This window comes from Pseudoalteromonas sp. MIP2626, from assembly GCF_013414205.1.
GTDB lineage: Bacteria > Pseudomonadota > Gammaproteobacteria > Enterobacterales > Alteromonadaceae > Pseudoalteromonas > Pseudoalteromonas nigrifaciens.
In genome coordinates this window covers 40,302-52,055 of the sequence record NZ_JAATTW010000012.1, presented here as the reverse complement: position 1 = coordinate 52,055, position 11,754 = coordinate 40,302, and the positions used below count along the sequence as shown (strand labels likewise).

7 protein-coding genes are annotated in these 11,754 nt (G+C 39.4%); all 7 read left to right on the top strand.

Annotated elements, in window-relative coordinates; all coding sequences use genetic code 11:
- The first annotated feature begins 129 nt into the window (after window positions 1–129).
- The 7 genes from HC000_RS07710 to HC000_RS07680 all read left to right on the top strand — a co-directional run bounded on the left by HC000_RS07710 (window position 130) and on the right by HC000_RS07680 (window position 11,577).
- Window positions 130–1,710 carry a class I SAM-dependent DNA methyltransferase gene (locus HC000_RS07710; protein WP_179807361.1) on the top strand — a complete coding sequence of 527 codons (1,581 nt, stop codon included), beginning with the start codon at window positions 130–132 and terminating at the stop codon, window positions 1,708–1,710.
- Complete coding sequence (locus HC000_RS18665; RefSeq protein ID WP_179807360.1) at window positions 1,707–2,897, top strand: restriction endonuclease subunit S; 1,191 nt, start codon at window positions 1,707–1,709, stop codon at window positions 2,895–2,897. The genes HC000_RS07710 and HC000_RS18665 overlap by 4 nt, the downstream gene beginning before the upstream one ends.
- 120 nt (window positions 2,898–3,017) lie before the next feature.
- Window positions 3,018–3,692 carry a hypothetical protein gene (locus HC000_RS07700; protein ID WP_179807359.1) on the top strand — a complete coding sequence of 225 codons (675 nt, stop codon included), beginning with the start codon at window positions 3,018–3,020 and terminating at the stop codon, window positions 3,690–3,692.
- 139 nt (window positions 3,693–3,831) lie between these two features.
- Window positions 3,832–6,009, top strand: coding sequence for an anti-phage ZorAB system protein ZorA (gene zorA / locus HC000_RS07695; protein ID WP_179807358.1), 2,178 nt, complete (start codon window positions 3,832–3,834; stop codon window positions 6,007–6,009).
- The gene (locus HC000_RS07690) at window positions 6,009–6,767 is read left to right on the top strand and encodes an OmpA family protein (RefSeq protein ID WP_179807357.1); all 759 of its coding nucleotides are present in this window, start codon (window positions 6,009–6,011) and stop codon (window positions 6,765–6,767) included. Before zorA ends, HC000_RS07690 begins: the two co-directional genes overlap by 1 nt.
- A 2-nt stretch (window positions 6,768–6,769) precedes the next feature.
- Entirely contained in the window at window positions 6,770–8,497 is a 1,728-nt protein-coding gene (locus HC000_RS07685; RefSeq protein ID WP_179807356.1) for an EH signature domain-containing protein, read from the top strand.
- Window positions 8,498–8,553: 56 nt separating this feature from the next.
- Window positions 8,554–11,577: a DEAD/DEAH box helicase gene (locus HC000_RS07680; RefSeq protein WP_179807355.1), complete on the top strand. Its 3,024-nt coding sequence runs from the start codon at window positions 8,554–8,556 to the stop codon at window positions 11,575–11,577.
- Window positions 11,578–11,754: the final 177 nt, after the last annotated feature.

The window sequence follows — 11,754 nt, the reverse complement described above, 5'->3', positions numbered from 1 at the left end:
CCATCCGACGATGTTGAATAGCCAAAGCGCCATCCGACGATGTTGGATAAGCCAAAGCACCATCCGACACCATGATATAAAATTTAACCAATACAACGAGCGCAATAAACAGCTCACACTAGGAAAACTATGATAACCGGACCTTTAAAAAGTAAAATAGACAAACTATGGGAAGAATTTTGGACAGGCGGTATCACTAACCCGCTAACCGTAGTAGAGCAAATTACTTTTTTAATGTACGCCCGTATGCTCGACATGAACGAGCAAGCCGACGAAAAACGCAGCGCACGTACTAAGCAGCCGTTTAACCGCCGCTTTAGCGACGCCGAGCAACATATTCGCTGGCAAAACCTGCGCCATTTAGGCGCAGAAGAGTTATACAAATTAGTTAAAGATGAGTTATTTCCGTTTTTTTCAAAAACCTCAGACGACGTATCGCCAGAAGGCGCGGTATTTAATGAGTTTATGAAAGACGCGCAATTAATGATTCAAAAGCAAAGCTTATTGGTAAAAGCCGTTGAAATGGTAAACGACCTACCGCTTGAAAACTCAGACACCAAAGGCGATTTGTACGAATACTTGCTTAGCAAACTTACTACCGCAGGCATTAACGGCCAATTTAGAACCCCGCGCCATATTATACGCGCCATGGTCGAAATGATGGACCCAAGCACCACCAGCCAAATATGCGACCCATCAACCGGCACTGGTGGCTTTTTATCGGTAAGTTACGAATACCTATTACAAAAATACACATCAGCCGAGGGCATAGAGCGCGAGCCAGTGCTTGACGTAAATGGCAACGTACAATGTGATGACAGCGGTAAACCGCTTGAAAACTTACTCTATTCAGGCGATTTAATAACCCCAGAGCAGCGCAGCCACATTGATACAAACATGTTCAACGGCTTTGACTTTGACGCCACCATGCTACGCGTAGCCGCCATGAACCTAGTAATGCACGGCATTAAACAACCGGGCATTCATTATCAAGATACCCTAAGCCAAAACTTTAAAGAGCACTACCCGCAAAAAGCAAAAGAAGGCTTTGACATAATACTCGCCAACCCGCCATTCAAAGGCAGCCTAGACGAAGAAGACGTATGCCCCGAGTTATTACGTAAAGTAAAAACTAAAAAAACCGAGCTGCTATTTGTTGCCCTTATTGAGCGCATGTTAAAAGTAGGCGGGCAATCTGCGACTATCGTGCCCGACGGCGTATTATTTGGCTCATCAAAAGCGCACGTACAACTGCGCCAAATGCTGGTGGATAACAACCAGCTAGAAGCGGTAATTTCACTACCAAGTGGCGTGTTTAAACCCTACGCCGGTGTATCAACCGCTATATTAATTTTTACCAAAGGTGGCAGCACCGACCATGTATGGTTTTACGACGTACAAGCCGACGGTTTTAGCTTGGATGACAAGCGCACGCCAATAAAAGCAAACGATTTACCAAGCTTAATCAGCGAATTTAAAGCGCGCGATAAAGCCATAGCGACAAGTGATAAAAATGATAAAACCCAGAAAGCCTTTTGGGTAAGTAAAGATGACATAGCCAGCAATAAATACGACCTTTCAATCAACCGTTACAAAGAAGTGGTCTACGAAGAAGAAACATACGATCCGCCAAAAGAAATTTTAGGTAAATTAGTGAGCTTAGAAAACGAAATACTCGCTGATTTGAAAGAGCTGGAGAGGATGCTGTGAGTTGGCCTTTAGTGAAACTAGGTGAATTGGTCACGATAAAAGGTGGTGGGACACCAAGTAAAAAAATAGAGGAATATTGGAATGGTAATATTCCGTGGGCCTCTGTAAAAGACTTAAAAAGTAACGAAATATCTAAAACTGTAGATACTATTACTGAGTTGGGTGTAAATAACTCAGCTACCAATGTTATACCTGCAGGAACTATTCTCACAGCAACAAGAATGGCTTTGGGGAAATTTGCTATAAATACTATTGATATGGCGATAAACCAAGATCTGAAGGCATTATTTATTAATGATAACAAGATAGTTGATCGTGACTTTTTAATTCGCTTCTTAGAGTCAAAGACTCAATTTATTGATTCAGAAGGTAAAGGAGCAACTGTAAAAGGAATCACATTAGATTTTTTGAAAAGTTTAGAAATCCCATTACCACCACTGGATGAGCAAAAACGAATCGCCGCGATTTTAGATAAAGCCGACGCCATCCGCCGCAAACGCCAACAAGCCATCGAACTCGCCGACGACTTCCTTCGCAGCGTATTCCTAGACATGTTCGGCGATCCTGTAACCAACCCGAAAGGTTGGGAAGTTAAAAAGTTTGGTGAAGTTATTGACGTTTTAACTGATTATCACGCAAATGGTAGCTACAAAACACTAGTTAAAAACGTTACTTTATTTGATGAGCCTAATTTTGCATACATGGTTAGGACTACAGATTTAGAGAAGAAGAATTATACAGAATCAGTTAAATATATTGACCAGCATGCTTACGAGCATTTATCCAAATCTAAGGTGTTTGGCGGTGAAATAATAATGAATAAAATAGGGAGTGCAGGCGCGGTCTATCTAATGCCAAATTTAAATAAACCTGTTTCTCTAGCAATGAATCAATTTATGATCCGTTGTAATGAGTTAAGTACTAATGAATTTATGTATTATCAGTTAAAAACAGATGCAGGTGCTAGAGAAATAGCAAAAAGAGTACAAGGAGCCGTTACTAAAACGATTACGAAGGATGCAGTAAGAGATGTGTCAGTAATAGTTCCTCCTATTGAACTACAGAACAAATTTATTGAAATTGTAGGTAAAATAAAAAAATTAAAAATCGGTATAAATGACTCATATGAATTAACTAGAAGTGAGTTCAATTCACTAAGCCAAAAAGCTTTTGCAGGCGATCTATAACTCTATTTATAACAATAAGAACAAGGATGTTAAATGACAGAACGTGAATTAAAGAACAACTTAATCAACGCACAGTTTGCACAAAAAGCTGCTTACGTTGCGCTTAAGGATAACTAAAAAATGCAGGGACGAATAAACCGCATGAACGAAGTGGGTAATACCGTGTTTTTAACACCCACGCCATTACTCAGCTACGAGGAGTTGGTTTTAAAAAGCTTAGGCTCAAATACCTACCGTGGCTTTCATCGTAAAAATAATAATTGCTTAGGCGCATCACATACCTTTAGAGATGTGTTAACTAAAAAGAAAAATTATTTAATACACGCACTCAATAATCTAACCTCTGAAATAGAGTTAAACAAGCTTGCCAACGAGTTATGTAGTGAACTAAAAAGTGAGCTGAGTAAAAACATTAAACCTTTGCAGTTGATATCGTTTAATAAAGTACGAAAGCCCGTTGATATTGTATTTGAGCACTTTATAGCAATGGGGGAGGACTTTGCACCAGCAAGAAAAACCGCCACACCATGGTTATTTTTACCCCTTGATAGCCAAATATTTCAATCAGAATTTATATTCACCGCCCAAGAAGCGAAGGCTTTAGGTATCAAGCGCCGTTTTACATATAAAGACATTGAGACAGCCCAGCACTACGCAGATATACAAAACTTTTTAAAAGATAAAGCGACAAATATAGGCTTAAACCACCGTATTTATTTTGATTTGGTTTGGAATAAGCGCTTTGAAAGCAACGGCACCAACTTATTTTTAACCAACCCAAGCCGAAATCGCTAAAGAGCTAAGTGTTCATATATTAAAACTAATAGCTGATAGATATTTGTTTATTAATGACTTTAATTATTAAGTAAAAAATAAGCTATTAACCACTTATTAAGTAATTACTACCCGTAAACTAAGGGATTAGGAGTAAGGCATGTTTGAAGGATTGTTATTAAACGCTGATTTATTATGGCCAAATGCATGGTTAGGGCGTTCATTTATAATTATTATGGTACTACTTTTTGTATTTGCTGTTGGTTGGGTACTTTTACTAAAGCATAACAGTAAAAAAACAATTAAAAAGGTTGAAGAAATTGTAGCAAAACAAACTACAGAGTCTCTTTACGATAATATTGCTGATATTAGAGATAAAGCTAAATCATCAAACGATGACGTAGTTAAAAACCTTTGGCGTGAGTTTGATGAAAGCTTAGTACTCGATCACCGTGAAAAGGGTGTGTATAACACCTTAGATGCAGAGCACTTTTTTAACCCAAGAACACTTGCCTCGGGTATCACTTCAAATAGATTACTAGCAGCAGCTCCTTCATTTTTAACTGCAATTGGTGTACTCGGTACTTTTTTAGGCTTAACTATGGGCTTAAAAGGGCTACATATGGAAAGCAACGAAATAGAGGCGCTTAAGGGGGGTATTGCAAGCATGATTAACGGTGCCGCAATGGCATTTGTTACCTCTGTTTGGGGTGTGGGGCTTAGCTTATTACTTAATATTTATGAAAAAAACACAGAACGCCGAATAATTAAGAAAGTGGTTAAGATTCAACAGAAGATTGACTTTTTATTCCCTCGTTTACCTGCTGAAAAGTCACTTGTTGATATTTCTAAAAACACTAGTGAAAGTAGTGAAGCGCTGCAAGAATTACATGAGCGTATTGGCGACCGCCTGCAAGAAACTATTTCAGGCATGAACAAAGACATGCAAGAGGCCTTTACCAATGCACTTAACAATGTAATGGCACCTGCTATGCAGTCGTTAGTGAGTAATGCCAGCCAACAAACCAGCGGCGTGCTGGAGCATTTAATTAGTAACTTTACCGAAAGCATGCAAGCGGCAGGCAGAGGTCAAGGCGAGCTTATACAAAAGTCGACTGAGCAAATGCACGAGGCCGTAAGTAGTCTGAGCGGGCAAATGAGCGCAGTGCTTGAGCAAAGTAGTAATCAAGCTGAGCTAATGGCCCAGCAACAAGCGGGGGCATCATCGCAATTTAACCAGCAACTCGAAGCAATGCTGAGCAAAAGCGAAGAACGCCAACAGCTTATGGAGCAAAAGTTATTTACGGCTATTGAATCGCAACAGCAATCGCAAGCAACACGTGAAGCAAACCATGTAGATAATTTACAGTCGGTATTAGGTGGTTGGTTAACCGAGCAATCGCAAACACTTAATAAGCTTTCTGACTCTATGGCCGAAGTACAAAGCGCGATGGGCGAATCGAACCGTGGATTTGTTAATGAGCTTTCTAGCCAAAACGAAAAAACAACGGCGCAGCAACAGGCGTTTACCAGTGGCCTTGAAACAAGTTTACAAAGCTTTATGCAAAGCTCTGAGCAGCGCCAAAAGACGCTTGAAGAAACGTTTGGCTCATTGATTAACAGCCAACAGCTTGAAGCCTCTAAGCGTGACTCAGAGTATCGTGAGCAATTACAATCGCAGTTAGGTCAGTGGCTAGCACAACAAGACCAAATGCTTACCTCGATGACTGATGCTGTAAAACGTACGCAAACACATATGGATTCGGTTATTGCACAGCATAAAGACGTTATTGGAGAGCTTAAAACGGTTGCGGAGTCATCTGCTACAAGTAGCCAAAACCTAAGTAATAGCGCAAACCAAATTGGGGTGTTATCGGGCAATTTATTAAAAGCAACAGAGCTGTTTGATACGCGCTTAGCTGATATGACCGACACTATTAAAGGTATTTCAGCTCAAAATGATGGATTAGCGAATCACGTAATTGAACAAGCTAAAGTGCTAAGAGGGCTCGAAACCTCACTTGTTGCTACAACAGAGCAATTTGGTAATACAGCTAAATTAGCTCAAAGTGGCTTTAGCGAAATGAAAACACACCAAAGTGAGTTTATACGTGGTGTTGAGGCATCGTTTGAAGGGCTAAGTAATACTTTAGCTAAGCAAGTGTCTGATATTGAAAAGCAAACAAATGAGTGGCTACGCAGCTATTCATCAGAAGTAAATACGCAAGTTAAAGAGCGTATGGAAACCTGGAATACCACAACCCTTGAGTTTGGTGACCAGATGCGCCGTACAGTAAGTTCTATTTCTGATTTAGTGGATGAATTGGAGCGTAGCTAATGCGAGTATTTAAAAGCAACCAAGTAAGTGTTGATGAAGAAAACCCTTACTGGATGTCGTTTTCGGATATTTTGTCGGGCTTACTTATTTTATTTGTTTTAGCATCTGTTGTGTTAATGGTTGAGCTTATGGAGGCCAAAGAAGAGCTTGAAAATAAACAACAAGCATTTACCCAAGAGCTAGAAATGCTGCACATGGCTGAGGGTGTTCGCAAAACGATATTACATGAAGCTGCTGAGTTACTGCGTAAGCGAAACATACAAGTTACGGTTAGCGAAAATGAAACGGTATTAAGTATTCCTAACGATATTTTAGGGTTTGATAGCGCTGCATTTAATATAAGTCCGCAGTTTGAAGGCACTGCACTTGAAATTGGTGAGGTGCTAGCTGAGGTTATAAATAAAGATAACCGTGAGCAATTCCTCGATACTATTTTTATTGAAGGGCACACCGATAGTAAAAACTTTAACGGTATGCTGGGTAAAGGTAATTGGGGCTTATCGACCTTTAGGGCGATTTCGTTATGGGAGCTTTGGAGTAAGTTACTGCCAAGCCAACACGATTTAGCTAGTATTACTAACAAAGAAGGCAACCCACTTTTTTCGGTGAGTGGCTATGCGGCAACAAGGCGCATGGTTGTTGAAGAGCTAACAGAGAGTGATTTTAGATCAAACAGACGCATTGATATACGTTTTACAATTCGTAGACCCACCAGCGCTGAATACGAAACAGTAAGAAGCCGTTTGGAGATGCCTTAATTATGTTGCTTTTACCTCCTATTCCTCAGCTTTCAGAATTTAGCTGGGAGCGATTTTCACAGCAGTGGAATAGCCTGACTTCACAAACAAAGAAAATTGCCGACGGTGCAGGGCAAGGTGAAGAATATAAAGCCCTTGAGCAACAGATTAATCGCTACGTTATGTACGATCAAAAAGAAAAGCTTAAACAAATTTTAATTAAGCGAAAAGGTGTACGTGTTTTAACTCAGTTATGGATTGATAAAGAAGAAGTAAGAAAAAACTCATTAAACGAAGAAACAATAGATTACATTCAAGCTAAACATCCCAAACTTGGTATGTCGTCGTTAATGAATTTAATTTCGTTAGTTTATCGTTATTTTGATGCACTGGTTGATGGCAATATTTTTAATCGATTAACGCAGTGGCTTAAACAGCAAATAGAGCAACGCTTAAAAGATCGCAAAAATACAAGTGACACAATTTTGTCTGTGCTTAATCAGGCTAAATGGCTGCTTGATTTAACAGCTCCTAAGGCTTTGGTTAACCTTGCCAAACAAAACCACTTAGACTTAAACGAACAATTAAAAAAACTACGCTTAAACGAGCTGCCGCAAGGACGTTTTTTAGATATTTGCCACGCGCAATATTACCTGGACACACTGAAAGAAATTCCCGTTGGTGAGCAACATGATGTACTGCATGAGCTACTAAAACAAGATGTTGCCACAATGCCTTTTGAAGAAGGTAAACGAATAGGGCACATAGCGCTTGAAATTATTATTGACCGCTCTGCTGGTGCACCAAGTGAAATATGGCAAAACTTTGTACTGAATTTAGCTGGCGATCCGCGTATTGCTAATACAGCTACAAATTACCGCCAGTGGTGGAAGCCCATTGGTGAGAGTAGAGTAAAAGCAGTAACAAGCTGGCTTGCCAAAGAAGACTTGCGGTTATTTTTAGGCGCTATTGAAGAGTACGCAAATTACACCGGCGATGAAGCGTTAAATAGAATGTTCCCCGCACGTAAGCGTTTTTTAGAAGGGCTTTATGAACATGGATTTGTGCGTAATGCACGGCTAATGCTTGGAAACCAAGCAGAGCATACAGTTAAGCGAGTGCTAGGAAAGAGTTTAACAACCAGTTATATAAACCTTAGAGGAATGACTCAAACTTCCATTATTTATTTAGATTGCGGTGATTTTCATATCATTGAAGGATCGCATAACTTTAAGCTATGGATTTATATGGGTTTACCTAGTGAGAAGCTTAACGATTACTCTTTGAGTGAGTTAAACCATTCTTCTTTAACACACAGCTTTCCACAGGAATTTAAAAAGAACTATCCAAAAGGCGAGTTAATGCCAATTCAACACTCGCCGACTTCTTGGCAAAAAAATGCTATTGATTTTTTAACTCAAAATGGCATTGAACTCGATTTAGAAAAACTATTTTATAAAGACGAATACAGAAGATATATAAGTCGGTATGGATTACCTGTTTTAGGAAGTAAAGAAAAAGTAGAGATAGAAGTAGAAGCAAAAACGGAAGCCACTCAATCGCTGGAGTCTTTAATTTTGCATGTACTAGATGTACATCAACCTATAAATAGTAACTCAATTACTAATATCTTAGCGCAGGAGTTTGAGCTTCGCAAAAGTGTTCACCAGGTAAATTTTGCACTTTACTCTTTACGTACAAAAGGCAGGGTCACCTTAAACTCTGAAGAGTTATGGAGCCGTTCGCTGTAGCCCACTTCAGAGAAAAGCATGAACTTTAGGAATATTAAAAAGGGATTTAAAAATACATGTCACTTGTTAGTTTGATAAAAGGGCTTTTGCCTAATAATAAAAATAGTCATTTAGCGGACGATAAATACTCCTTAGTATATGACTCGTATGGCGTTAATTTTGCCACTAATGAAGCTACATTTCATTGCCTTAACAAAGGTGAGGGCGGAGGTAGCCAGCTTATTCAGCATGTTGTACTTAAAATGCTACAAGAGCGAGATATTGCACAGCCTATACCTAATGGCTTTAGATTAGACAGTGAGCAAGCATGTTTATTAGACCCCGAAGATGCAGACGTTTTAGGGCTACCGCCGTTTTTTAACAACGACTTTGACGTTGATATTCAAGGTAGAACAACTAAAAGTAGTTTTACGCTGCAGTTATTTGCAAAATTTGAGCAGCAAAAATATCCAGTAAAAAGAAAAGGACCGATACTTTTTTTTAGTGAGCAAACACAATATTTAATGACGCCTGAGCAGCTTAATGCTGTTTTAGCCGTAGAAAAACATTCGTCGCTTACGCCCGATGACCGGACTGAGCTAAATAATGTGTTGGCAGTTGCTAAGTTACAGCAAGCAGTTAAAGATGGGTTAAAACTAGATTTAAAACATTTTGATAAATTTGATTTAGTACAACCAGAACAAATTACAGTAACAGCAAATCAACAGGTTGATGGTAGCCTAGAGCTTAGCCCAAGCTTTGGTGATGGTTCATCACCTGAAGACTTACAAAATCGCTTAGCTCAGTTACAGGGCGACGGGCAAGTAATGCGAATAAAAGATCGCATTGTTTTACTTACTGACGATAAAAAACAAGCTGTTAAAGAAGTACTGCAAAATAGAACCATTCCTGCACACAAAGTCGCAGAATTTATTAAAACCCCTTCAGCTTTTTTAGATGCGTCTATTTTAAACCTCGATCTTGGATTTTCTCTGAGAGTTGCTGGTATTGGCAAAATGGTACACATTCCTTTTGGTCAAAACAGCGATGGCAGTAATGGCTGGTTTTCGACAAATACAGACAGTGAGCCACCAGAGCGCTTAGTTAAGTTGCTTGAATGCGAGGAAGATGTTGTATCGTTTGAGCAAAGTTACCAGCAAGCTAAAGGGCAAAATGCAGATAGTGTTGTTGTTGATGATGAGTTAATTGACATACGCGATGAGCAGCGAGTTAGTGAAACACTCGCAGAGGTAAGAGAAAATTTAGCAAACCCTTCTAATGACTCAGATACAGCAGAAGTTGAAGATACTTTGGTCCGTAAAGAGCAAGTTTCTTTGTTACTAAAAGATGCGGAAGAACATAATCAAGACATTGTAAATAAAGTTGCGCAGTTAGACCGATCTATTACTTTTGACAGAACTAATTTAGCGCGAACACCTTTCCCTCATCAAGAGTCTGGTATTAGCTGGATGATGTCGTTACTTAAGTCAGCGCAATTAGATAACCATGATGATATGTATAGAGTACAGGGGGCTTTACTAGCCGATGATATGGGGCTTGGTAAAACCTATATGACGTTAGTTATGCTGGCTGAGTACTTGGCAATGCAAAGGCAAAATAATAAATCCGAAAAGCCCATATTAATAGTCGCTCCACTTAGTTTATTGGAAAATTGGGAGCAAGAGGTTGAAGCTACATTTAAAAATTCCCCATTTAGAGATATTAAAGTCCTGCAGTCATCAAGGGATTTGAAAGAGTTCAAAGTTCAAGGGGCTGAACGAGAATCTATGCAGCTTGCGACGGTAATGAATGATTCGCATGCAGATCATGAATCTATTCGTTACGCTTTACACGTTGGGGCTGATGCAGCTACAAAACGCTTGGATATGGATAGACGTGTTGTTATTACTACCTACCAAACACTTCGAGACTATCAGTTTTCACTATGCGTAATTGATTGGGGGGTTGTGGTGTTTGATGAAGCTCAAAATATTAAAAACCCTAATACACAAGCAACCCGTGCAGCTAAAGGTTTAAAAGCTGATTTTAAGTTATTGGCAACAGGCACCCCTGTTGAAAATAGTTTAAGTGAGTTTTGGTGTTTAATGGATACAGCACAACCAGGGCTATTAGGCGATTGGAGCTATTTTAGAGAGCGCTGGATTAAGCCAATAAGTAGTGCTAATGAGGAAGAAAAAGCAGAGGTACGTTTAGACGTTGGTAACGAGTTACGTAATGCTGCAGGCCAGTTTATGTTACGCCGAACCAAGGAAGACGAGCTAACCGGAATGCCCACTAAAACAATAAAAACTGGTATTCACAAAGACTTGGCTGACAATATGGTATTTGCACCTGAACTCGCTCGCACTATGACAGGCGGACAATTGCTAGGTTACAACCAAATTGTTGAAGATTATAGAGCTGAAAAAGCAAAAGAGCAGGGCGGCGGCCATGCTTTAACAGTATTACAGCAATTAAGGGCTGTTAGTTTGCATCCAAGGCTTGATGAGGTTTTTAAACAGCCACCTAATAATGCCAAAGAGGCACAGCGTAATTTACAAGAGTCTGAAAAGTTACGCATGTTGTTAGATATATTGTCAGATATAAAAAACAAACAAGAGAAGGTAATTATTTTTGCGACAACTAAAAAGCTCCAGGCTGTTCTTAAAATATGCTTAGATAAAATTTATGAGCTAAACATTCATGTTATTAACGGAGACAGCAAAGCGATTGCTACAAAAAAAGATCAGCTGTCTCGTAAAGGGATGATCACTGACTTTGAAGCAGAAGAAGGCTTTAACGTTATAATTATGTCGCCTGTAGCGGCAGGCGTTGGCTTAACGGTTGTTGGTGCAAACCATGTAGTTCATTTAGAACGCCACTGGAACCCCGCAAAAGAGGCTCAAGCTACAGACCGCGTTTATCGTATTGGTCAAGAAAAACCTGTGTTTATTCACTTACCCTGCCTTTTACACCCAGAATATGATTCGTTTGATGTGAATCTAGACAAACTACTCGCAAAGAAAACCATGCTAAAAGATGCGGTAGTAACGCCTGAAGTGGTGAGTGAACATGAACTGATGTCGTCAATGGGGTTATGAGATTAAGTGGCATTAAGGATGAGCTTACTACTTTGCAAGCTTGTGAAATTAATTTCGAAAGATAAAAGCATAATATTTAGATGTGTATGAAATATTAAGCCTACAAGGTATTTAAATTATTTATACAGGTTTTAGCAGTAAAAGCAGAATAAGACTTATACATAAAAAATATAGGAA

Bases quoted from the DNA above. Each gene is read 5' to 3' on its own strand.
- HC000_RS07710 (WP_179807361.1), top strand. From the start codon at position 130: ATGATAACCGGACCTTTAAAAAGTAAAATAGACAAACTATGGGAAGAA.
- HC000_RS07700 (WP_179807359.1), top strand. From the start codon at position 3,018: ATGCAGGGACGAATAAACCGCATGAACGAAGTGGGTAATACCGTGTTT.
- zorA (WP_179807358.1), top strand. From the start codon at position 3,832: ATGTTTGAAGGATTGTTATTAAACGCTGATTTATTATGGCCAAATGCA.
- HC000_RS07690 (WP_179807357.1), top strand. From the start codon at position 6,009: ATGCGAGTATTTAAAAGCAACCAAGTAAGTGTTGATGAAGAAAACCCT.
- HC000_RS07685 (WP_179807356.1), top strand. From the start codon at position 6,770: ATGTTGCTTTTACCTCCTATTCCTCAGCTTTCAGAATTTAGCTGGGAG.
- HC000_RS07680 (WP_179807355.1), top strand. From the start codon at position 8,554: ATGTCACTTGTTAGTTTGATAAAAGGGCTTTTGCCTAATAATAAAAAT.